The sequence below is a fragment of the Geodermatophilus sabuli genome, from assembly GCF_010686765.1.
GTDB classification, from domain to species: Bacteria; Actinomycetota; Actinomycetes; order Mycobacteriales; family Geodermatophilaceae; genus Geodermatophilus; species Geodermatophilus sabuli_A.
In genome coordinates this window covers 168,675-191,048 of record NZ_JAAGWF010000007.1, presented here as the reverse complement: position 1 = coordinate 191,048, position 22,374 = coordinate 168,675, and the positions used below count along the sequence as shown (strand labels likewise).

At 75.7% G+C, this 22,374-nt stretch carries 21 protein-coding genes and 1 tRNA gene; 7 read left to right on the top strand and 15 right to left on the bottom strand.

The annotated features are described in order from the left end of the window. Window positions 1-103: 103 nt before the first annotated feature. From GCU56_RS05860 to argS, 12 genes are all read right to left on the bottom strand, one after another. Window positions 104-535, bottom strand: coding sequence for a hypothetical protein (locus GCU56_RS05860; RefSeq protein ID WP_163480572.1), 432 nt, complete (start codon window positions 533-535; stop codon window positions 104-106). After that, window positions 532-1,800 (bottom strand): glycosyltransferase family 4 protein, encoded by a 1,269-nt coding sequence (locus GCU56_RS05855; RefSeq protein WP_163480571.1) that lies wholly within the window; start codon window positions 1,798-1,800, stop codon window positions 532-534. Before GCU56_RS05855 ends, GCU56_RS05860 begins: the two co-directional genes overlap by 4 nt. Before the next feature lie 232 nt (window positions 1,801-2,032). Continuing rightward, on the bottom strand, window positions 2,033-2,689 hold the full coding sequence (locus tag GCU56_RS05850) for an L-threonylcarbamoyladenylate synthase (protein ID WP_345771664.1): 657 nt from the start codon (window positions 2,687-2,689) through the stop codon (window positions 2,033-2,035). A gap of 14 nt (window positions 2,690-2,703) precedes the next feature. Beyond that, window positions 2,704-3,549, bottom strand: a complete 846-nt coding sequence (gene prmC / locus GCU56_RS05845) for a peptide chain release factor N(5)-glutamine methyltransferase (RefSeq protein WP_275585737.1) — start codon at window positions 3,547-3,549, stop codon at window positions 2,704-2,706. Between the two features lie 11 nt (window positions 3,550-3,560). Beyond that, window positions 3,561-4,652 (bottom strand): peptide chain release factor 1, encoded by a 1,092-nt coding sequence (gene prfA, locus GCU56_RS05840; protein ID WP_163480569.1) that lies wholly within the window; start codon window positions 4,650-4,652, stop codon window positions 3,561-3,563. Between the two features lie 99 nt (window positions 4,653-4,751). Next, window positions 4,752-4,982: a 50S ribosomal protein L31 gene (rpmE, locus tag GCU56_RS05835; RefSeq protein ID WP_163480568.1), complete on the bottom strand. Its 231-nt coding sequence runs from the start codon at window positions 4,980-4,982 to the stop codon at window positions 4,752-4,754. Between the two features lie 178 nt (window positions 4,983-5,160). Further along, window positions 5,161-7,404, bottom strand: coding sequence for a transcription termination factor Rho (gene rho, locus GCU56_RS05830; RefSeq protein ID WP_163480567.1), 2,244 nt, complete (start codon window positions 7,402-7,404; stop codon window positions 5,161-5,163). Between the two features lie 244 nt (window positions 7,405-7,648). After that, the gene (gene thrB, locus GCU56_RS05825) at window positions 7,649-8,539 is read right to left on the bottom strand and encodes a homoserine kinase (protein WP_345771663.1); all 891 of its coding nucleotides are present in this window, start codon (window positions 8,537-8,539) and stop codon (window positions 7,649-7,651) included. A 20-nt stretch (window positions 8,540-8,559) separates the two neighbouring features. Beyond that, window positions 8,560-9,645, bottom strand: coding sequence for a threonine synthase (gene thrC / locus GCU56_RS05820; protein WP_163480565.1), 1,086 nt, complete (start codon window positions 9,643-9,645; stop codon window positions 8,560-8,562). Then, window positions 9,642-10,949, bottom strand: coding sequence for a homoserine dehydrogenase (locus tag GCU56_RS05815; RefSeq protein ID WP_163480564.1), 1,308 nt, complete (start codon window positions 10,947-10,949; stop codon window positions 9,642-9,644). The genes thrC and GCU56_RS05815 overlap by 4 nt, the downstream gene beginning before the upstream one ends. Then, window positions 10,946-12,472 (bottom strand): diaminopimelate decarboxylase, encoded by a 1,527-nt coding sequence (gene lysA / locus GCU56_RS05810; RefSeq protein ID WP_163480563.1) that lies wholly within the window; start codon window positions 12,470-12,472, stop codon window positions 10,946-10,948. The genes GCU56_RS05815 and lysA overlap by 4 nt, the downstream gene beginning before the upstream one ends. After that, window positions 12,469-14,130 carry an arginine--tRNA ligase gene (gene argS / locus GCU56_RS05805; protein ID WP_163480562.1) on the bottom strand — a complete coding sequence of 554 codons (1,662 nt, stop codon included), beginning with the start codon at window positions 14,128-14,130 and terminating at the stop codon, window positions 12,469-12,471. The genes lysA and argS overlap by 4 nt, the downstream gene beginning before the upstream one ends. Window positions 14,131-14,315: 185 nt before the next feature. Here argS and GCU56_RS05800 point away from each other — a divergent pair, with 185 nt between their 5' ends. The 4 genes from GCU56_RS05800 (at window position 14,316) to GCU56_RS05785 (ending at window position 16,427) form a co-directional block, all read left to right on the top strand. Next, window positions 14,316-15,110, top strand: a complete 795-nt coding sequence (locus GCU56_RS05800) for a DUF3105 domain-containing protein (protein WP_163480561.1) — start codon at window positions 14,316-14,318, stop codon at window positions 15,108-15,110. Beyond that, window positions 15,107-15,772, top strand: a complete 666-nt coding sequence (locus GCU56_RS05795; protein WP_345771662.1) for a DUF305 domain-containing protein — start codon at window positions 15,107-15,109, stop codon at window positions 15,770-15,772. The genes GCU56_RS05800 and GCU56_RS05795 overlap by 4 nt, the downstream gene beginning before the upstream one ends. A 58-nt stretch (window positions 15,773-15,830) precedes the next feature. Then, window positions 15,831-15,905: transfer RNA gene (locus GCU56_RS05790), tRNA-Arg, on the top strand. A gap of 312 nt (window positions 15,906-16,217) precedes the next feature. Further along, window positions 16,218-16,427, top strand: coding sequence for a hypothetical protein (locus GCU56_RS05785; protein WP_163480560.1), 210 nt, complete (start codon window positions 16,218-16,220; stop codon window positions 16,425-16,427). A 23-nt stretch (window positions 16,428-16,450) separates the two neighbouring features. Here GCU56_RS05785 and GCU56_RS05780 read toward each other — a convergent pair whose 3' ends face one another. Next, complete coding sequence (locus GCU56_RS05780) at window positions 16,451-17,038, bottom strand: hypothetical protein (RefSeq protein WP_163480559.1); 588 nt, start codon at window positions 17,036-17,038, stop codon at window positions 16,451-16,453. Window positions 17,039-17,156: 118 nt separating this feature from the next. Further along, window positions 17,157-19,907, bottom strand: coding sequence for an AAA family ATPase (locus tag GCU56_RS25040; RefSeq protein WP_163480558.1), 2,751 nt, complete (start codon window positions 19,905-19,907; stop codon window positions 17,157-17,159). An 83-nt stretch (window positions 19,908-19,990) separates the two neighbouring features. Here GCU56_RS25040 and GCU56_RS05770 point away from each other — a divergent pair, with 83 nt between their 5' ends. From GCU56_RS05770 to GCU56_RS05760, 3 genes are read left to right on the top strand one after another with little or no spacing between them, the layout of a single operon-like run. After that, the gene (locus tag GCU56_RS05770) at window positions 19,991-20,170 is read left to right on the top strand and encodes a hypothetical protein (protein ID WP_163480557.1); all 180 of its coding nucleotides are present in this window, start codon (window positions 19,991-19,993) and stop codon (window positions 20,168-20,170) included. Beyond that, complete coding sequence (locus GCU56_RS05765; RefSeq protein WP_163480556.1) at window positions 20,167-20,619, top strand: VOC family protein; 453 nt, start codon at window positions 20,167-20,169, stop codon at window positions 20,617-20,619. Before GCU56_RS05770 ends, GCU56_RS05765 begins: the two co-directional genes overlap by 4 nt. 57 nt (window positions 20,620-20,676) lie before the next feature. Beyond that, on the top strand, window positions 20,677-21,573 hold the full coding sequence (locus GCU56_RS05760) for an alpha/beta fold hydrolase (RefSeq protein ID WP_345771661.1): 897 nt from the start codon (window positions 20,677-20,679) through the stop codon (window positions 21,571-21,573). Between the two features lie 2 nt (window positions 21,574-21,575). On the opposite strand, the gene GCU56_RS05755 is transcribed toward GCU56_RS05760, so the two are convergent. Continuing rightward, entirely contained in the window at window positions 21,576-22,352 is a 777-nt protein-coding gene (locus GCU56_RS05755) for a glycoside hydrolase family 16 protein (RefSeq protein WP_345771660.1), read from the bottom strand. Between the last annotated feature and the right edge of the window lie 22 nt (window positions 22,353-22,374).

Below are 22,374 nucleotides of genomic sequence, written 5' to 3'. Positions count from 1 at the left end.
AGAGGAGCTGTCCCCGGCCATCGGTTCCGGACACTATCAGCCGCGTGTCGCGGCGCCTCCCGGCGGCGGGGAGGTCCCCCGGTCGGGCGGTCCTGGGGCCGGTTCAGGTCGGCGGAGCGGGGGGTTGCACGTAGTACAGGCGCCGGGTCCACACCCACCGCTGCTGGACGCCGCTCCACAGCAGCGCCCCGGCGATCACCGTCCAGGCCAGCGTCCGGCGGTCCGCCCACCCGTCGGCCGGGAGCGCCTGCAGCACCGTGGCCAGGACCAGGACCTTGACGAGGAAGGACCCCAGGGCCGCCGGCAGGGTGAAGGCCTCTCCGTACCGACCGGCCCAGGCGATGACCACCCCCGAGACGGCGAAGAAGGAGGTGACGACCGCCGCCCCGACCAGCACGGCGAGGGCGTCGTCCCAGCCGCCGAGGACCCCGGCGAGCGGGGCGGCGACGGCGGTCAGCGCGGCCGTGACCGCCGTCCCCACGCGCAGGAAGGAGAGGTCCCAGGGGATCTCCCGGGACGTGTCGGCGCTGGTCATCGGACTCCCTGCCCCGCGCCCGCGGCACGCGGGGCGGGCTCGGCGGCCGGGTCGGTGGACCGGCCGGGGACGGTCGGGGGGACGGCTCGGACCGCGCGCGCCGTGGGGTGGTCGGCCCGGCTGCGCTGCCGCTGGGCGACGAGCTCCGCGGCACGGGCCTCACGGGCGGCCCGGCGGGCCCGGGGGCTGAGCACGACGACGACGCCGACGACGAGCAGGACGGCGATGGCGACCAGGAGCTCGGCCCGGCCCCCGGTGATCGACAGCGCCACCGCGCCGAAGGACAGCAGGGCGGCCCAGAAGTACATGACCAGCACCGCCCGGCGGTGGGAGTGGCCGATCGCGAGCAGCCGGTGGTGCAGGTGCATCTTGTCCGGCGAGAACGGCGACTGGCCGCGCAGGCTCCGGCGGATGACGGCCATCACCAGGTCGATGAACGGGATGAACAGGACGGCGATCGGCACCAGCAACGGCAGGGCGAGGGGCAGCAGGCTCGCCGCGGAGTCGAACGACTGCGGGTCCACCCGTCCGGTCGCGCTCACCGCGGCCGCCGACAGCATGAGACCGACCAGCATCGACCCCGAGTCACCCATGAAGATCCGGGCCGGGTTGAAGTTGTGCGGCAGGAACCCCAGGCAGGCGCCGGCCAGGACGGCGGTGATCAGTGCCGGGGCGCTGGCCACCTGGTCGTAGCCGACGACGCCCAGGTGGTAGCTGTAGGCGAAGAAGGCCAGCGCGGCGAGCGCCGACACCCCCGCCGCCAGCCCGTCCAGGCCGTCGATGAAGTTCAGCGCGTTGACCGTGAGGACGGTCAGCAGGATGGTCAGCGGCACGCCGATGGACGGACCCAGGGACAGCGTGCCGATGTCGGCGACCGGCAGGAAGACGAACGCCAGTTGCACGCCGAGCAGGACCATCACGCCGGCCGCGGCGATCTGGCCGGTGAGCTTCGTCAGGGCGTCCAGGCCGAACTTGTCGTCGAGGACGCCGAGCGCGCAGATCAGCCCACCGGCGACGAGGACCGCCGCGGTCTGGGAGTCCTCGAAGGTGCGCTGCAACGCCGGCAGCCGGGTCGCCACCAGGATCGCCGCGGCGACGCCGAGGTACATGGCGACGCCGCCACCGCGCGGGGTCGGGATGACGTGCACGTCCCGCTCGCGGGGGGCCGCCATCATCCGCAGCCGGATCGACGCCATCCGCACCACCGGGGTGGCCAGGAAGGTGACCAGCCCCGCGGTGAGCAGGACGACGGCGTACTCGCGCATGGGTCAGGCGGGGCGGCGCGGGCTCGCGCCCGCGGACGTCCGGCCCGCGCCGGGGCCCCCGGAGGACGTGCTCATCGCGGCGGGACTCCTGGGATCGGGACGACGGCGGTCGTCCCACGGTAACGCTCCGGTGGCCGGCCGAGCGGGACCGCGCGCGGCCCCTCCCCTCCTCGGCGTGGCCGAGCCCTCGTGGCCCCGTCCCCGAGCCCGCGGAGACCGGGCGGGCCCTCCCTCAGTCGGTGAGCTCCGGCACGACCTCGCGCAGCCGGTCGACCGGCAGCGCGCCGATGCGCAGCACCCGGGGGACCGGGCCGGTGCAGTCCACGATGGTGCTGGCGCCCGACCCGGTACGCGGGCCCCCGTCGAGGACCACCGCCGCGTGCAGGCCGAGTTGCGCGATCGCCTGCTGGGCGCTGGTCGCCGCCGGGCGCCCCGACCGGTTGGCGCTGGACACCGCCAGCGGGCCGGTGCGGCGCAGCAGGTCCCGCGCGATGTCGTCGTCGGGCAGCCGGACGGCGACGGTGCCCTCGGCGTCCCCCAGGTCCCAGGCCAGGGACGGCGCGTGCTCCAGGACGAGGGTCAGCCCACCGGGCCAGAACGCCTCGGCCAGCTGGGTGGCCACCGGCGGCACGGCACCCACGAGGCCGGCCAGGGTGGACGCCTCGCCGATGAGCACGGGCACCGGCATGGTGCGGCCGCGGTTCTTCGCGGCGAGCAGGCGGAGGACCGCGGCCGGGGTGAACGCGTCGGCGGCCACGCCGTAGACGGTGTCGGTGGGCAGCAGGACCAGGTCCCCCTGGCCGATCGCCGTCCTCGCGGCCTCCAGCCCGGCGGCGCGGGCGTCGGGGTCGGTGCAGTCGAAGGTCGCCGGGGTGGAGGGAGTGGACACGTCGCGGGAGTCTGTCATCCCGCCGCGCGGCGGGCGGTGGTGAACCGGGGTCGCCCGGCCAGGTCGGGGTGGTCCTCGACGTCGGCGAACCCGCCGTGCGCGCGGACGACGGCGGGCAGCGCGCTGCCCTGCTGGTCGGCGTGCTCGATCCCGAGCCAACCACCGGGGTGCAGCAGCCGCGCGGCGACGGCCAGCAGTCCGCGGACGACGTCCAGCCCGTCGGGGCCGCCCCAGAGCGCCAGCGGCGGGTCGTGCTCGGCGACCTCCCGGGGCACCCGGGCGCCGTCGGGCACGTACGGCGGGTTGGACACGACGAGCGCGACCCGCCCGTCGAGCTCCGACAGCAGGCCCGGATCGGTCATGTCGCCCTCGACGACCCCCACGGGGGTGTCCCCAGCCCCCACGCGGGTCAGGGCGTTGTGCCGGGTCCAGGCGATGGCGCCGGGGTCGCGCTCGACCGCGGTCACCCGGGCACCGGGGTGCTCGTGCGCGATGGACAGCGCCAGCGCGCCGGAGCCACTGCCCAGGTCGACGACGATCGGTCCGTCGGTGCCGGCCAGCCGCTCCAGCGCCCAGCCGGCCAGGAGCTCGGTCTCCGGCCGCGGCACGAAGACGCCGGGGCCGACGGCGAGCTCCAGGAAGCGGAACGGTGCCCGCCCGGTGAGGTGCTGCAGCGGCACCCGGTCCGCCCGCTGCCCGACGAGCGCCTCGAACCGCGCGGCGGCGTCGGCGGGGACGTCGTCGAGGGTCAGCAGCCGGGTCCGGGGAACGGCCAGCACGTGGGCGAGCAGCAGTTCGGCGTCCACCCGCGGGGACTCGACGCCGGCGTCGGCCAGCTGCCGCGCGGCGTCGGCGAGCAGCGGACGGGTGTTCAGGAGCCCGCCGCCATGAGCTCGGCGGTGTGCGCGCGGGTCAGCGCGTCGATGACCGCGTCGAGCTCGCCGTCGAGGACCTGGTCGAGGTTGTGCGCCTTGAAGCCGACCCGGTGGTCGGCGATCCGGTTCTCCGGGAAGTTGTAGGTGCGCACCCGCTCGCTGCGGTCCATCGTCCGCACCTGGCTGCGGCGCTGGTCGCTGGCCACGGCGGCGGCCTCCTCACGGGCGGCCGCCAGCAGCCGCGAGCGCAGGATCCGCAGGGCGGACTCCCTGTTCTGCAGCTGGCTCTTCTCGTTCTGGCAGCTGACCACGATGCCGCTGGGCAGGTGCGTGATGCGGACGGCGGAGTCGGTCGTGTTCACGCTCTGCCCGCCCGGCCCCGAGGACCGGAAGACGTCGATGCGGAGGTCGTTCGGGTCGACGGTGACGTCGACCTCCTCCGCCTCGGGGAGGACCAGGACACCGGCAGCCGAGGTGTGGATGCGGCCCTGCGACTCGGTGACCGGCACCCGCTGGACGCGGTGCACGCCGCCCTCGAACTTCAGCCGCGACCAGATGCCCTCGTCCCCGCGTGACTTCACCGCGACCGAGACGTCCTTGTACCCGCCCAGGTCGGCCTCGACCGCGTCGATGACCTCGGCCGACCAGCCCCGCCGCTCGGCGTAGCGCAGGTACATGCGCAGCAGGTCGCCGGCGAACAGGGCCGACTCCGCGCCGCCCTCCCCCGCCTTGATCTCGAGGATGACGTCCTTGTCGTCGTCGGGGTCCTTGGGCAGCAGGAGCTCGCGCAACCGGCCGGTCAGCTCGTCGATCCGCAGCTCGAGCCCGGCGGCCTCGGTGGCGAAGGTCGGGTCCTCGGCGGCCAGCTCGCGGGCGGTGCCGAGGTCGCCACGCGCCTCGTCGAGGGCGCGGGCGGTCTCGACGAGCGGCGCGAGCTGTGCGTACCGGCGCCCCAGGCGCCGGGCGCGCGCCTGGTCGGCGTGCACGGCCGGGTCGGCCAGCTCGCTCTCCAGCGCGGCGTGCTCGGCCAGCAGCCCGCTCAGCAGGTCGGGCTGGCCGGTCGGCCCGGCCACGGTGCTGCTGCTCATGGGGGCACCTCTCGGGACGTGCGGTCATGCGAACGGGGTCCGGACATGGCAACGGCGCCCGCCCCACCGTCGAGGGTGGGGCGGGCGCCGTCGGGTGTGCTACTTCTCGGCGCCGGTGCCGGCGTTGCGCTTGCCGAACCGCTTCTCGAAGCGGGCGACGCGGCCGCCGGTGTCCAGGATCCGCTGCTTGCCCGTGTAGAAGGGGTGGCAAGCGGAGCAGGTCTCGACGGTCAGCGTGCCGCCGGGCGCCGTGCTGCGGGTGGTGAACGTGTTCCCGCAGCCACAGGTCACCGTGGTGGTGTGGTAGTCGGGGTGGATTCCCTGCTTCATCTCGCCTCTTCCGAAGTCTGTGTCGTTCGAGTGGTGGAACGCCGGCGGCCGGCCGGTCATTCCGGCCACGCCGCGGGGCTCGATCGCCCAGTATCCCCGACGGCCCACACCCGCCGGTGACGGCCCCGCTGCGGGGCCCCACGCGAGCTCGCGAGCGGTGGGGCCCCGGGGTCCTCGTTCAGTCGTTGCCGGGGCCGAGCGTCGTCTTCTGGATCTGCATGAGGAACTCGATGTTGTTGCGGGTCTTCTTCAGCTTGTCGAGCAGCAGCTCCAGCGCCTGCTGCGGCTCGAGCGCGGCGAGCACCCGGCGCAGCTTGATGACGATGGCGAGCTCGTCGGGCGACATGAGGATCTCCTCCTTGCGCGTGCCCGACGCGTTGACGTCGACGGCCGGGAAGACCCGCTTGTCCGCCAGCCGGCGGTCGAGCTTGATCTCCGCGTTACCGGTGCCCTTGAACTCCTCGAAGATGACCGTGTCCATCGTGGAGCCCGTCTCCACCAGCGCCGAGGCGATGATGGTCAGCGAGCCGCCGTTCTCGATGTTGCGGGCGGCGCCGAGGAAGCGCTTCGGCGGGTACAGCGCCGTGGAGTCCACACCACCGGACAGGATGCGCCCGCTGGCCGGGGCCGCCAGGTTGTAGGCGCGACCCAGCCGGGTGATCGAGTCCAGCAGGACGACGACGTCGTGGCCCATCTCGACCAGGCGCTTGGCCCGCTCGATGGACAGCTCCGCGACCGTGGTGTGGTCCGACGGCGGCCGGTCGAAGGTCGAGGCGATGACCTCGCCCTTCACCGAGCGCTGCATGTCGGTGACCTCCTCGGGCCGCTCGTCGACGAGGACGACCATGAGGTGGCACTCGGGGTTGTTCGTCGTGATCGCGTTGGCGATCGACTGCAGCACCATCGTCTTGCCGGCCTTGGGCGGGCTCACGATCAGTGCCCGCTGCCCCTTGCCGATCGGCATGACCAGGTCCATGACGCGGGTGGTCAGCAGGTGCGGCTCGGTCTCCAGCCGCAGGCGCTCCTGCGGGTAGAGCGGGGTCAGCTTGGTGAAGTCCGGCCGCTGGCGGGCCTGCTCGGGGTCCAGGCCGTTGACGGTGTCGAGCCGGACCAGCGCGTTGTACTTGTCCTTGCGCTCGCCCTCGCGCGGCTGGCGGACGGCGCCGGTGATCGCGTCACCGCGGCGCAGGCCGTGCCGGCGCACCTGTGACAGCGAGACGTAGACGTCGTTCGGCCCGGTCAGGTAGCCCGACGTGCGGACGAACGCGTAGTTGTCCAGGACGTCGAGGATGCCGGCGACGGGCAGCAGGACGTCGTCGTCGCTGACCGTGGGCTCGGTGGGCTCGAAGCGCTCCCGGCCGGTGGTGGTCCCGCGGCGGTTGCGGTCGCGGTAGCGGCGCCCGCGACGGCCGCGCCCACCCTCGAAGTCGTCGTCGTCCTCGTCCGGGCGGTCGTTGCCGCCCCGGTCGGTGCGGTCGTTGCGGCTGGCGTTGTCGCGGGTGTCCGGCCGGCCGGCACGCTCGTTCCGGTCCGGGCCGCGGCCGGCGCCCTCGCGGTTGGCGTTGTCACGGTTGCCGCCGTCGCGGTTCGCGTTGTCCCGAGGGGCGTTGTCCCGGGCGGCGTTGTCGCGCGTGCGGTCGCCGTTGTCACGGAGACCGCGCTCGGGCCGGTCGGCGCCGTCGCGGGTGTCCCGGGTGCGGTCGCCGTTGTCGCGGGGGCCGCGCTCGGCACGGTCGCCGTTGTCGCGACTGTCCCGGCCGGCGCCGTCCCGGTCGCCGCGGGTGCGGGTACCGCGCTCGCCGCGGTCCCGGCTCCGCTGCGGCCGCTCGCCCTCGGGGCGCTCGTCCTCGGTGCGCGCGGGCGCGGGCGCCGGCGCGGTGCTGTCGGCGGCGGGCGCCTCGGTGCGCGGCTCGGGGGTGGTGGAGGGGGCCTCGGCGGCGGGCGCGGGGGCGGAGGCGTCTGCCCCCGGTGCTCCGGCAGGCCGGCTCGCGGCGCGGCGGCGACGGGGCGCCGCCTCCGGCATGGTGTCGCTGGTGGGGGTCACCGGCGTGCCGTTGGCGCCGCCGCTGACCGGGGCCTCGATGGGCGGAGCCGGGGCGGGCTCGGCGGCGGGGGTCCCGGCGCCGGCGGCGTCGGGGACGTCGGCCACTGGGCCGCCGGACGGCGTGCCGTTGACCGGCGCGGCGGGAGCGGGCTCGCCCACCTGGCGCTCGGAGATGGCGGCGACCAGGTCGCCCTTGCGCATCCGGCCGGTGCCAGGGATGCCGAGCTCGGCCGCCAGCCGCTGCAGCTCGGGCAGCAGCATGCCGGACAGCCCGCTGCCGCGGCGGCGGGTGCGGCCTGCCGTCCCAGGAGCGGCAGGTGCCTCGTCCGTGCCAGCGCCCTGAGGGGCGTCCGCGACGAGGTCGGTGGTGTCACTCACGTACAGGTCCTTCCCTGCGGTGACCTGCGCCTACCAGCGCAGGGGGTGACCTGGCCCTCCCGTCCGGCCCCGGGAGCGGGACAGAGGGGAGAACGAGATCGAGTGGGTGCGAGGCGGATCTGCGGCGACGGAATGGATCGTCTGCAACGTCCCGCGCGAGGCTCGCCCGACTGGGCGGCTACGCCGTGAGCCTAGTAGCAGCTCACGGCCACGACAACACTGGTCGGTACCGGTGTGTTCCTCGTTACCGAGACGATACCTGAGGTCGCCCGGCGAGCACGCGGGCCCCCGAGGTGTCCACCTCCACGGGGAGGACGGTCCACCCCGGAGGGGTGAGTCCCGCGACCTCCTGCGCCGCCGCGGGGCCCTGCGCGAGCGTCAGGACCGTCGGTCCGGCGCCGGACACGACCGCGGCGTGCCCTGCCGCGCGCAGCCGGTCCACGAGCGCCAGCGAGGCCGGCATCGCCTCGGCGCGCTGCCGCTGGTGGAGCCGGTCCTCGGTGGCCTCGAGCAGCAGGGCCGGCTCGGTGGTCAGTGCGTGCACCAGCAGCGCGGCCCGCCCGGCGGTGAAGGCGGCGTCACCGTGCGGGACGACGTCGGGCAGCAGGCCGCGGGCCAGGTGCGTCGACAGCGTCGCGTCGGGGACCAGCAGCACCGGCACGACGTCCGGGTGCACCGTGAGCCGGTCGGCGCGCGCACCGTCGGCGGTCATCCACGACAGGGTCGCCCCTCCCAGCAGGCAGGCGGCCACGTTGTCGGGATGGCCCTCGAGCTCCGTGGCCAGCCGCAGCACCTCGTCGAGGTCGATGGTCTCGACGTCGGGGCACAGCCCCCAGGCGCCCAGCACCCCGGCGACCACGGCGGCGGCCGAGGAGCCCATCCCCCGCCCCTGCGGGATGCCGTTCTCGGCGACCACGCGCAGCCCCGTCGGACTCCAGCCGAGGTCGGCGCAGGCCGCCCGGAAGGCCCGGACGACGAGGTGCGTCTCGTCGGTGGGCAGCTCGCCGGCGCCGACGCCGGTCACCTCCACGGCCAGCCCGGCCGGTGCGACCGTGAACTCCAGGACGTCGTGGCAGGTCAGCGCCAGCCCGGCGCAGTCGAACGCGGGCCCCAGGTTGGCGCTGGTGGCCGGCACGCGGACGCGGACGGTCGGGCTCACAGGCCCAGCTGGGCGGCGGCCACGCCGGCGTCGACGGGGACGGTCACCGGCGCGGGCGCTCCGGAGATGGCCCAGTCGGGGTCCTTGAGGCCGTTCCCGGTGACCGTGCAGACGACCCGCTGGCCCGGCTCGAGCTCCCCGGCCTCCGCGACCTGCAGCAACCCCGCGACCGAGGCCGCCGACGCGGGCTCGACGAACACCGCCTCGCTGCGGGCCAGCAGCCGGTAGGCGGCCAGGATAGCGCGGTCGGTGACCGCGTCGATCCGCCCGCCGGACTCGTCGCGGGCGGCCAGCGCCTTGGTCCAGGAGGCCGGGTTGCCGATCCGGATCGCGGTGGCGATGGTCTGCGGCTGCTCGACGACCTGCCCGCTGACGATCGGCGCCGCGCCGGCGGCCTGGAAGCCCCACATCCGCGGCGTCCGGGTCGCGGTGCCGTCGGCGGCGTACTCGCGGTACCCCTGCCAGTAGGCGGTGATGTTGCCGGCGTTGCCGACCGGCAGGCAGTGGATGTCGGGGGCGTCGCCGAGGACGTCGACGATCTCGAAGGACGCCGTCTTCTGGCCCTCGATGCGGTACTGGTTCACGCTGTTGACCAGGCTGACCGGGTAGTCGATCGAGAGCTTGCTGGCGAGCGCGAGGCAGTCGTCGAAGTTGCCGTCGACCTGCAGCAGCTTGGCCCCGTGCACCAGCGCCTGGGCGAGCTTCCCCAGAGCGATCTTGCCCTGCGGCACGAGGACGGCGCAGACCAGGCCGGCACGGGCGGCGTAGGCCGCGGCGCTGGCGCTGGTGTTGCCGGTGGAGGCGCAGATGACCGCCTGCGCGCCCTCCTCGACGGCCTTGGTGATGGCCATCGTCATCCCGCGGTCCTTGAACGACCCGGTCGGGTTGGCGCCCTCGACCTTGAGGTACACGTCGCAGCCCGTGCGGCGGGACAGCTCCGGCGCCGGCACCAGCGGCGTCGCACCCTCCTGGAGGGTGACCACCGGCGTGCTGTCGCTCACCGGCAGCCGGTCGCGGTAGGCCTCGATCAGCCCTGGCCAGTACGGCGAGGCCGTGCGCCGCACCGGCAGCTCCGTGGTCATGAGAGTCCCTCCACCCGCAGGATGCTGGTCACAGCGCGCACGGCGGGCATCTCCCGGAGCGCGGTGACGGTTCGCGACAGGGCGGCGTCGGGAGCGCTGTGGGTGACGATCACCAGCGTGGCGGCGTCGCCGTGCCCGTCCTGACGGACGGTGGCGATGCTCACCCCGTTGCGCGCGAACTCCTGCGCGACCGTGGCGAGCACACCGGGCTTGTCCGCGACGTCGAGGCTGACGTGGTACCGCGTCGGGGTCTCGGCGATCGGCCGCGCGGGCAACCCCGCGTAGGTCGTGACGCCGGGGCCGGCGACGCCGGCCGCCCGGTTGCGCGCGACGGCGACGAGGTCGCCGAGGACGGCGCTGGCGGTGGGCTCCCCACCCGCGCCCTGGCCGTAGAACATCAGCTGGCCGGCGGCCTCGGCCTCGACGAAGACGGCGTTGAACGCCCCGCCGACGGCGGCCAGCGGGTGCGTCGTCGGGATCATCGCCGGGTGCACGCGGACGGCGACGGAGTCCCCGCCCTCGGCGTCCTCGCCCGCCGGCGCGACCCGCTCGCAGATGGCCAGCAGCTTCACCGTGCAGCCGATCTCGGCGGCCCGGGCCACGTCGGTGGCGGTGACCGCGGAGATGCCCTCGCGGTAGACGTCCGCGGCGGTGACCTCGGTGTGGAACGCCAGCGAGGCGAGGATCGCGGCCTTGGCGGCGGCGTCGAAGCCGTCGACGTCGGCGGTCGGGTCGGCCTCGGCGTAGCCGAGCTCGGTCGCCTCGGCCAGCGCCTCGGTGAAGCCGGCCCCGGTCTCGGCCATGCGGGAGAGGATGTAGTTGGTCGTCCCGTTGACGATGCCCACCACCCGGCGCAGCTGGTCGCCGGCCAGCGACTCCCGCAGGGGGCGCAGCAGCGGGATCGCCCCGGCGACCGACGCCTCGTAGTAGAGGTCCACGCCGGCCTTGGCGGCGGCGTGGTGCAGCGCGGAGCCGTCGTCGGCCAGCAGCGCCTTGTTCGCGCTGACCACCGACTTGCCCGCCTCGAAGGCGGCCAGCAGCAGCGAGCGCACCGGCTCGATGCCGCCGATGACCTCGACGACGAGGTCGACGTCGGGCCGGGTCACCAGGCCGTGGGCGTCGGTGGTGAGCAGGTGCGCCGGCACCTCGGGGTGCCGGTCGGGACGGCGGACGGCGACGCCGGCCACCTCCACCGGCCGGCCGATGCGGGCGGCGAGGTCCTCGGCCTGCTGGTCGAGCAGCCGGAGCACCGCCCCGCCGACGGTGCCGCAGCCCAGCAGGGCCACCTTGAGCGGAGCGCTCACGACTGCACCTCCACGTCGACCCGCGAGCTCGTCGAGCGGACCCCCGCGGCGTGCTCCGGCGCGGGCTGGTCGATGGCCGGGGAGGGCGCGGGCAGGTCGGCGAGGACGGCGTCGAGGGCGAACACGTCCGACAGTGTCTGACGCCGCACGATCTCGGTGGCGACGCCCTCCCGCACCGCGACCACCGGCGGCTTCAGCAGGTAGTTGTAGTTGCTGGCCATCGACCAGCAGTAGGCGCCGGTGGCGGCGACGGCGAGCAGGTCGCCGGGCTGCACGTCCGAGGGCAGCCAGAGGTCGCGGACCAGGATGTCGCCGCTCTCGCAGTGCTTGCCGACCACCCGGCACAGCGCGGGCGCGGCGTCGGAGGTGCGGTTGGCCAGCACGCAGGTGTAGGCGGCGTCGTAGAGGGCGGTGCGGATGTTGTCGCTCATCCCGCCGTCCACCGAGACGTAGTTGCGCACCAGCGGCGTCCCCGGGGCACCGCTGGCCCCCAGCTGCACCGGCTTGATGGTGCCGATCTCGTACAGGGTGACGGTGCCCGGCGCCGCGATCGCCCGGCCCGGCTCGACGGCCAGCCGCGGCATCGGCAGGTCCAGCTCGGCGCACTCGCGGGCCACCACGGCCCGCAGCCGCGACGCCACGTCGTCCGGGCTGACCGGGTCGTCCTCGGGCAGGTAGGCGATGCCGAAGCCGCCCCCGAGGTTCAGCTCGGGCAGCACCTCGCCGGTCGCGTCCCGGACCGCACCGAGCAGGCCGACCACGCGGTGGGCGGCGGCCTCGAAACCGGCGGTGTCGAAGATCTGCGAGCCGATGTGGCTGTGCAGGCCGGTCAGCCGCAGCGCCGGCTCGGCGACCACCCGGCGGGCCGCGGCCAGCGCGTCGCCGGTGGCGAGCGAGAAGCCGAACTTCTGGTCCTCGTGGGCGGTGGCGATGAACTCGTGGGTGTGCGCCTCGATGCCCACGGTCGTGCGGATCAGCACCGGCACCGGGGCGCCCCCGGCGGCCACCCGGGCGCCGGCCAGCGGCAGCAGCCGGTCGATCTCGTCGAAGGAGTCGAGCACGACGTGCCCGATGCCGGCGTCGACGGCCAGCTGCAGCTCGACCAGGCTCTTGTTGTTGCCGTGCAGCGCGATCCGCCCGGCCGGGAAGCCGGCGGCCAGCGCGACGGCCAGCTCGTTGCCGGAGCAGGCGTCCAGGTGCAGGCCGTCGTCGGCGATCCACCGGGCCACCTGCCCGCAGAGGAAGGCCTTGGAGGCGTAGTGCACGTCCGCGCCGTCGAAGGCGGCCGCGAAGTCGGCGGCCCGGCCACGGAAGTCGGCCTCGTCGAGGACGAACAGCGGCGTCCCGTGGGCGCGGGCCAGCTCGGTGACCGGCCGGCCGCCCAGCCGCAGTTCGCCGTCTACCCGCTGGGCCGAACGGGGCCACACGTGCGGGTCGAGGACGCCGAGGTCGGCCGGGGGCGCGCCGGCGGCCGGCGGCGGGGCGATGCCCGCGTGCAGCGGCCCCGCGGGGTGCGCCCTCACATCCGCTCCGGGGCGCGGACGCCCAGGACGCCGAGACCGTTGCGGAGCACGACCGCGGTGGCCGCGCACAGCCACAGCCGGGCGGTGGTGAGCGGAGTGGCCTCCTCGTCGCCCCGGGGCAGCACCCGGCAGGAGTCGTAGAACCGGTGGTAGGTGCCGGCCAGCTCCTCCAGGTAGCGGGCGACCCGGTGCGGGGCCCGGAACTCGGCGGCGGAGGTGACCACCCGCGGGAACTCGCCGATCGCCCGCAGGAGGTCGTTCTCCCGCTCGTGGGTCAGCTGGGCGGCGTCGACGGCGCCGGCCTCGCCGAGGGACAGCCCCAGGTCGGCCGCGTTGCGCAGCACCGAGGAGATCCGGGCGTGCGCGTACTGCACGTAGAAGACCGGGTTGTCGTTGGTCTGCCGGCTCCACAGGTCGGCGTCGATGTCGATCTGCTGGTCGACCGACGCCCGGGCCAGGGCGTAGCGGGCGGCGTCGATCCCGACGGCGTCCACCAGGTCGGTGAGCAGCACGAAGTTGCCCTTGCGCTTGCTCATCCGGACCGGCTCACCGTTGCGCACCAGGTTGACCAGCTGGCCGATGAGGATCTCCAGGTGCGTGGCCGGGTCGTCACCGGCCGCGGCCACCAGCGCCTTGTACCTGCCGACGTACCCGGAGTGGTCGGCCCCCAGCATGATCACGACGCGGTCGAAGCCGCGGGCGCGCTTGTCCAGGTAGTAGGCGCAGTCCGCCGCGAAGTAGGTGGGCTCACCGCCGGCCTTGACCAGGACCCGGTCCTTGTCGTCGCCGAAGTCCGTCGTCCGGAGCCAGACCGCACCGTCGGCCTCGTAGACGTGGCCCTGGTCGCGCAGCGTGGCGACGGCCTTCTCCAGGGCTCCGGACTCGTGCAGGGTCCGCTCGGAGAAGAACGTGTCGAAGTGCACGCCGAAGCCGTCGAGGGTGGCCCGGATGTCGGCGACCATGGCGGCCACCCCGCGCTCGGCGAACACGGCGAGCTGCTCGTCCTCGGGCCGCTCCAGGAGACCCGGGACGTCGGCGACCAGCTGCCGGGCGACGGTCTCGACGTAGTCGCCCTGGTAGCCGTCCTCCGGCACCGGCCGGCCCAGCGCGACGGCCTGCAGGCTGCGGCCGAACCGCTCGATCTGCGCACCGGCGTCGTTGACGTAGTACTCGCGGCTCACCTGCGCGCCGCTGGCCTCCAGCAGCCGGCCGAGGGCGTCGCCGACGGCGGCCCAGCGGGTGGATCCGAGGGTCACCGGGCCGGTCGGGTTGGCCGAGACGAACTCCAGGTTCAGCCGCTGGCCGGCCAGGGTGCCGGTGCGGCCGTAGCCCGCCCCCGCCGTGACCGCGTCCACCGCGATCCGGCCCAGCGCGCCCTGCGCGAGGGTGATGTTGAGGAAGCCGGGACCCGCGACGTCCACCGCGGCGATGCCCGGGTGCGCCGCGAGCTCCTCGGCGAGCACCTCCGCGACCGCGCGCGGTGGGCGCCCCGCCGGCTTGGCCAGCCGCAGCGCGACGTTGGTCGCGTAGTCACCGTGCTCGGGGTTCTTCGGGCGCTCGATGACGACCGCATCGGGGACCGCGACGGGCAGCACGCCGCGGTCGACGGCGGCGGCCACGGCGCTCCGGACGACGTCGCCCAACTGCTCCGGTGTCACCGCGTGATCGTACGCAGCGACGCAGCCGACCCCCGCCGGCCGCCCCCGCCGCGGGGCCGCGGTTGCCGGGGGCTCCCAGGCGACCGCCCTACAGTGGTCTCCCGGTGAGGGGCACCGGCCTCTCCCCGGGGCCGGCGCACGTGCGCGGTCCGCGAGCGGAGCCAGACGAGCACGAGGAGCAGGCCGTGGCCAAGGACCCCAAGCCCCAGGACGGCCGCGCGCGCGGCGGGTCCAGCAGGTCGGGCTCCGGGAGCCGGCCGGCCACGGGTGCCAAGGGTGGCCGCACCCGGCCCCCGGCCGCCAACGTGGTGAGCCCCCAGCGACCGTGGGGCCTGATCGCCGCGGCGATCGCCGTCGTGGTGTTCGCCGTCGCCGTCATCGCGTACGCGGTGGTGCAGGTCAACGAGTCCGAGGCCGGCCGGGTCGAGTCGGTGGACGAGATCGCCGGCGTGGAGACCTTCGACTACGCCGCCGGGCAGGACCACGTGACCACCCCCGTGCAGTACGACCAGTCCCCGCCGGTGGGCGGTCCGCACGACGGCGAGTGGGCCGACTGCACGGGCACGGTCTACGACGTCGACATCCGGCACGAGAACGCCGTCCACAGCCTCGAGCACGGCGCGGTCTGGATCACCTACGACCCCGACGCGGTCTCCGCCGACGACATCGACGTCCTCGCCGGGCTGGTGGACGAGTCCGGCCGGATGCTGTCCCCCTACGCCGACCAGGACTCCCCGATCAGCATCCAGTCGTGGAACCACCAGCTGGAGGTGGACTCCGCCACCGACGAGCGGCTGGCCCAGTTCGCCGACTTCCTCACCTACAACCAGGACTTCTTCCCCGAGCCCGGTGCCAGCTGCGAGAACCCGCAGTTCGCCGCCGAGCCGCTGACCGTGGACGACGGCAGCCGCGGCAGCGCGTCGACGACCACCGACGCCCCGACCACTCCCGAGGCCGGGGCCGAGACCGGGACGCCGTGACCTCCGCCGGCGACTCCCTGACCGGCGCTCGCGGTCTCCGGACGGCACTGCTGGCGGTGATCGCCGTCGGGCTGGTCCTGCTGGGCGGCGGCGCGGCGGTGGCGCTGGGCATCGGCCGCGGGGAGGCGGCGCCCGGAGCCGCCTCGGTGGACGCCGGCTTCGCCCGCGACATGTCGCGCCACCACCTCCAGGGGGTGGAGATGGCCAACCTCGCGCTCGACCGGAGCGAGGACGCCGAGGTCCGCCAGCTCGCCTTCGACATCTCGGCCACCCAGACCAACCAGACCGGCCGGATGCAGGGCTGGCTGTCGTTGTGGGGGCTGCCCCCCACCGGCGGGGAGACCATGGCGTGGATGGGCTCGGGGCACTCCGCGCACGAGACGGCGGGGACGTCCGGGGACCTCATGCCCGGGATGGCGACCGGCGAGGAGCTGGCGCGCCTGCGGGAGCTGACCGGCACGGCGTTCGACGTCGAGTTCCTCCGGCTGATGATCCGCCACCACCAGGGCGGCCGGGAGATGGCCGAGTACGCCGCCGAGCACGCGACGCAGCCCGCGGTCGCGACGCTGGCCGGGACGATCGCCGAGACCCAGGCCGCCGAGACCACGACGATGGCCCGGATGCTCACCGCTCGCGGCGGGACCCCGCTGCCGGCTCCCTGAGAGCCGCCGTCCGGGACGGCCGCCGGGGCTGGTAGTTTCTTCCTCGCCCCACCGCAGAGCCCCCGTAGCTCAGGGGATAGAGCACCGCCCTCCGGAGGCGGGTGCGCAGGTTCGAATCCTGCCGGGGGCACCACAGGGACGTGCCGGTCAGCGACCGGCGCCGGTCGTCGGGCGGCACGTGGCGCGGCAGGTCGAACAGCGACCACCAGCCCAGCACGCCGCCGAGTGACGCCGAGTGGTGGGGCGATGCTCCGTCGCACACCGGGACAGCAGGTGGGCGAGGGCCGGACTCCTGGGTCTCCTGCGGCGACGGTCGCCCGGTTGCGCCCGCGGCGGAGTGGGTACGCCGGGACGGATCACGGGAGCCCCACTGGACTCGAGCTCACCGGGCCTCGGCTCCCCGATGCCGGTCGCGCGGACCTCCGCGGGCCGGGGAGGATCCAGCATGAGCAGCAGCAGTGAGCGGGTCACCTGGGAGACCTGCCCCGGATGCGGTCGGGCCGCAGCCGTGGGCTGGCGCGACGGGATGCCGGTCCGGACCGACTGTCCTGGGGGCTGCGGCCTGACGGCCGGTGAGTTCGTCCGGGCCCCGGGGGCGGTGCGCCCCTCGTCGTCCGTCGCCCGCTGGGCGGCCGTGGCCCGGACGTGGGCATGAGGGCGACCGCGGCCGGGTGACCCTCAGCCGCCGACCCCGCCGGGGGTCAGCGCCCGGGCCAGGCGCAGGAACCACCACGGCATCGCGAGCCAGCCCGCACCGCCGGGCACGCCGCCGACCGCGAGGGCGGCCCGCCGCGGGACCGACCCCTTCGGCAGGAGCAGCCCGACGCCGACTGCGGCGCCGCCGGCGAGCACCCCGCCACCGGACAGGAGGCCCAGCCTGGTCACCTCGGCGGGCAGGGCCCCCCGGCGGCCGCGGCTGCTCAGCACGAGCCAGCCGGCGAGCGCCTCGAACGCGCCGATCGCGACCGGCATCTGCACGGCGAAGGGCACCAGGCCGAGCACGAGGGCCGGTCCGGCGACGGTGAGGACGCCCGTCGCCGTCAGTCCCAGCCGGCGGGTCCACCGGCCCGGGCTGACCGCCAGCACCACCGGGACCATCAGCGCCGTGCCGACCGAGCCGACGACGTCGTTGGCCGATCCGAGGGACACGGGCAGGACCCGGCGCCGTCCCGCCTCGACCGCGTAGAAGGCCACGAGCAGGACGTTCGCGGACATCCCCGCGACCCCGGCCGCGCGGGCCCAGGGGGCGGCTCGCCTCAGGTCCACCCCGCCTCCTCCCGCCGGCGCCCCGACCGGACCCCGCGGGCCGGCGGCGCAGTCGACCGTGACAGCCCACGTCGCGGGGTGTCCAGGGACCGAGGCCCCGATGCGGCGCCGGCCGGGCTCAGTGCGGCTGCGGACCGGCGTCCGCCGCGAACGCCGCCGCGACCGCCGACCGGGAGCGGACGCCGCGCTTGCGGAGGACCGCCGTCAGGTGGTGCTCGACGGTCCTCGGGCTCAGGAACAGCGCCGTGGCGATCTCGCGGTTGGACATCCCGCGGGCGACCAGCAGGGCGACCCGCGTCTCCTGGGAGGTCAGCTGGTCCGAGGGGCCGGGCCGGCGCCGCGCCCGCTGCCCGGTCGCGGCGAGCTCGGCGGCGGCGCGGGCGGTCCACCCGTCCAGGCCCATGGCGTCGAACGCGTCCGCGGCGAGCTGCAGCTGGCGACGGGCGTCGACGCGCCGGCCCGCGCGGCGCAGCCGGCTGCCGTGCAGCAGGCGCGTGCGGGCGGCGCCGAAGGGGTCGGCACCGGCCCCGTGGGCCTCGTGCGCGCGGGCGAAGGCGGCGTCGGACCCGGCCTCGTCGTCGGCGAGCAGTCCGGCCAGCCGCTCGACGTGGGCACGGACGTCGGGATCCGCGGTCCCGCGGTGCAGCGCCGCGTGCCGACCGGCCAGCGCGACGGCGTCGGCCCGCCGTCCGAGCCCCAGGTAGGCCTCGACGAGGTCGGGGGCGACGGCCAGCTCGTACTCCCCGCGTGGCAGCCGGCCGCCGTCGGCGACGATCCGCTGTTCGAGGACGGCGGCGACCCGGGCGAGGTCCCCGCGGCACAGGGCGGTGAACGCGTCGACGAGGTGGATCTGCACCGCGCCGTCCGCCACCCCGGCCCGGGCGGCGAGGTGGCGCGCCGCCGACAGCGCCGCCGCGGCCTGCTCGTGCCGCCCCCGCGCGGCCTCCTCGAAGGCCAGCAGCTCCTGTGCCGTGGCGACGTCGGCGACGTAGCCCAGTTCGGTGCCCAGTTCCACGACCTCCCCGGCCGCGGCGTAGGCGACCCGGTGTTCGGCCATGGCCAGGGCTCCCGCGGCGACCAGGCTGAGCGCGAGCGGCAGGACACCGAGCGCTCCAGCGGCGCGGGCGGCGGCCAGCCTGCGGTCGACGAAGCCGCGGGCCAGGTGCAGTTCGCCCGCCCATCCCGGCGCCAGCAGGGCGAGGTGGAGGAACCGGGGGTCCTCCCGCATCACCGGGTCGCTCTCCAGCCGGTCCAGCGCCCGCAGCGCGGGCGCGCGCGCCTCGGCCCACCGCCCACCGAAGGCCAGGGCCGACGCCTCGGTGTAGTCGGCCAGCATCGCCTGCACCGCATCGGCCGGATCGGCCAGCGCCCGGGTCTCGGCGGCGACGTCGGCCACCGTGGCCGGTGAGCCCAGTCGGTACCCCACCACGGCCAGCTCCTGCAGCGCCTGCAGCCGGAGCGCGCCCTCGCCGGCCGCGACCGCCTCGCGGAGCAGCGCCGGGGCGGCCGGGACCGATCCGGCGTGGTGCTCGAGGACGCCCAGGCAGAACAGCGCCCGCGCGCGGGCGGGCGCCGGCGCGGTACCGCCCAGCACGTCCCCCGCGAGGGCGCGGACCCGGCGGGCGTCCCCCGACAGCAGGGCGTCCTCGACGCCGAGGGCACGGGCGGTCGCCGCCCGCTCCGCTGACCGGTAGAGCCGCGCGGCCCCCTCCTGCAGCTCCGCGGCCGCCGCGAGTCCGCGGCGCGCCCGTTCGCGGGCGGCCAGCTCCTCCAGGTCCGCGGCGAGGTCGTCGTCGGAGCCGACCGCGGCCTGCGAGCGGTGGCGGGTGCGGCGGTCCGGGTCACCGGCGAGCGCGTCGGCCAGGGCCGCGTGCCCCGCCCGGCGCTCGGCGGGCGACGACGACCGGAGCACCGCCGCCCGGAGCAGCGGGTGGGGGAAGGCCACCGTCCCGGCCCGGACGGTGACGACACCCAGCTCCTCGGCCTCGGCGAGGGCGTCGTCGGGGTCGACGCCCTCGGCCCGGAGCGCGGCGACCACCGGCCCCGCGCCGGGGTCGGAGCTCAACGCGGCGAGCAGCAGCGCCCGCCGGGCGCCGGCCGACAGGCGCTGCAGGGGCCGGCCGAAGCCCTCCGTCAGCCGCTCGCCCACGGGGAGGGCGGCCGGCAGCGGAGCCGAGCCACGGCGTTCCTCCGGCGTCAGTGACCGGACGACCTCCTCGAGCGCGAGCGGGTTCCCGCCCGTGGCCTCGACCAGCGCCGGCACGAGGGAGTCGGCCACCCGGCCGGCCAGGAGCCGCCCGACCGCCGCGGCGTCCAGGCCGGGCACGGGGCGACGCGTCAGGTCGGCCAGGTCGTCGGTCCCCGGACCGGACTGCGGACGACGGGTGAGGACGACGGCGACCCGGTCGTGCTGCAGGCGGCGCGCGGCGAAGGCCACCGCCCCGACCGACTCCTGGTCGACCCAGTGCAGGTCGTCCACCAGGACCAGCAGTGGCTCCCGCTCGGCCGCGGCACCGAGCAGCGACATGGTCCCGGCGGACACCAGGAACCGATCGCCCGGGGACGTGGCGTCGGACCAGCCGAGCGCGGCGGCCAGCGCCGCCTGCTGCCGGCCGGGCACCCGGGGCAGGTCCGGTCGCAGCGGGGACAGCAGCTGCAGCAGGACCGCGTGGCCGACCGCCAGCTCGGCGGGCACCCCGGCCCCGCGCAGACAGCGGAAACCGGTGGCCAGGTCGGCGGCCGCGGCCAGCAGCGTCGTCTTCCCGACGCCGGGCTCGCCCTCGAGCACGAGCGTGGCGGAGTGACCGCGTCGGGCAGCGTCGAGGGTCGCCGCGATCGCGGCCACCTCGGACCCGCGGCCCACGAGCACGGAAGAGGAAGGTACGCGGCCCCGGGTGGGGATGGGGGATCTGCCCGACGCGAGGGAGTGCCCGCCGTCCCGAGGCTGGCGGCATGACCACCTCTCCCCTGGCGGACCGGCCACCGACCGGCCCCTCCCCCCTCCTCCGTCTGGCCCACCTGCTGGGACCCGACCTGGCCCTCGTCGCGATGGCCTGCGGGGCGCCCGTCCGGCCCCGGGACGTCGTCGCACTCCGGGCCTCCCGCCGCGAGCAGCTGGGCGGCTCGCGGTGACGGCCCCCTCGCCGCGACTGCTCGGGCTGTCGCACCTCGCGCTCAGCGTCGTCGACCTGGACGCCGCCGCCCGGTTCTGGACGACCGTGCTGGGCTTCGAGCCGCTGGAGCCGGCCGAGTCGGTCCGGTTCCTGATCCACCGCGGAGCCCGCCTCGGCGTGGTCCTGACCGACCACGCCGGGGCGGTGACCCACCCCTTCGACGAACGCCGGACCGGCCTGGACCACCTCGCCCTCGCCGTCCCCGGCGAAGCGGACCTGCGGGCGTGGGAACGCCGTCTCGACGAGCTCGGCGTGCCGCACTCCCCGGTGACCGCCACCGACGCCGGACACCACCTGAACCTGCGGGCGCCCGACCGGTTCCCGGTCGAGCTGTACGCGATGGCGCCGTCCTTCGCCGCGGTCGTCGGTCTCGCCGACCCCGTGGACGCCGTGGCCCGGACCCACTGACGCCGGCCCGGGCGGCCCTCGCTCGGCCGGCGACGGGCCCGGCTAGCGTCGGCGTCCGTGGAGAGCATCGAGGTTCAGCGCGCCCGCGTCGGCGACATCGAGATCGCGTACGAGACCTTCGGCTCGGCGGAGGACCCGCCGCTGCTGCTGGTCATGGGGCTGGCGACGCAGATGATCGGCTGGCCGGACGAGTTCTGCCGCGGGCTGGCCGACCGGGGCCTGTTCGTCGTCCGGTTCGACAACCGCGACATCGGGCTGTCCACCCACCTCGACGACGCCGGCGCGCCCGACATGGGCGCGCTGCTGACCGGTTCGGGGAGCGCGCCCTACGCCCTGGCCGACATGGCCGACGACACGGCCGGCCTGCTCGACGCCCTCGGGCTCGACAGCGCGCACGTGGTCGGCGCCTCGATGGGCGGGATGATCGCCCAGCTCCTGGCGATCCGGCATCCCGCCCGGGTCCGGAGCCTCACCTCGATCATGTCGACCACCGGCGACCCCGCGGTCGGCACGCCGGCCGAGGCCGCGATGGGTGTCCTCCTCGCCCCGCCGGCGGTCGACCGGGACGGCGCCGTCCAGCGGGCGGTGGACACCTACCGCGTCATCGGCTCGCCCGGATTCGAGTTCGACGAGGCCTCGGTGCGCGACCGCGCCGGACTGTCGTTCGACCGCCGGCACAACCCGGCCGGGGTGGCGCGGCAGCTCGCCGCGATCCTCACCACGTCCGACCGCACGGCCGACCTCGGCTCGGTCGCCGTCCCCACGCTCGTCGTGCACGGGGCGCAGGACCCGTTGGTGCAGGTCAGCGGCGGCCGGGCGACGGCGGCGGCCATCCCGGGCGCGGACCTGCACGTCGTCGAGGGCATGGGCCACGACCTGCCGCGGGCGGTGTGGCCGGAGCTGACCGACCGCATCGTGGCCCTGGTCGAGGGAACCGAGGCGACGGCCCGCTGACCTCACCGCTGGGCGGGGACGCGCGGCCGTCCCCGCACGGAGGTCACGACCAGCTCGGGGACCGGCACCTCCGTCCGGCCGGGTGCCGCGCGTGCGGGGAAGTCGAACAGGCCGAGCATGAGCTGCACGGGGTAGTCCGGGGCCTGGTCGAGCCGGCGGACGACCTCGCCGTCGATCGTGAAGACCAGTGACCCCGGCGCCCAGTCCACGGCGTAGGTGTGGAACGCGGCGACGTCCAGCGGGTACCGCTCGGCGGTGAAGTCCTCGGTCAGCGCCGGGTCGCGGAAGCGGTGCAGGCCCATCCCCACGGCCGCCGTCCCGTCGCGGACCGTGTCGCCGAAGACCTCGACCACGCAGATCTCCCCGGACCGCTCGGGCACGTCCTCGATCCCGGACAACCAGAGGGAGAACATCGAGCGCTCGGTGAGCGTCGCCCGCAGCGTCACCTCCACGTGCCCGTGGTGCGGCGTGTAGCCCCAGAAGGTCGGCTGCTCCTCCCGCACGACCAGGCCGTCCGCGAAGGGCTGCTGCCCGACCGTGCTGCCCAGCGGGCCGGCCGAGCTGCCGGTCTGCAGGCAGGAGACGCGCAGCGGCTCCGCGTGCAGGTCAGGGCACCACAGCGGCTGGTCGGCGGGGATGCTCAGCCGGAGCTCGCCGTCCCGCACCTCGTACGTGGCCGCGGAGCCGGCCCGGGAGCTCCAGTGCGGCAGGTAGTACGGGGACCAGACGTCGGTGTCGAGGTCCTCGCCGGCGAACCGCTCGTCCAACTCGTCGCGCACGGACCGCAGCGTAGGGGCGGCC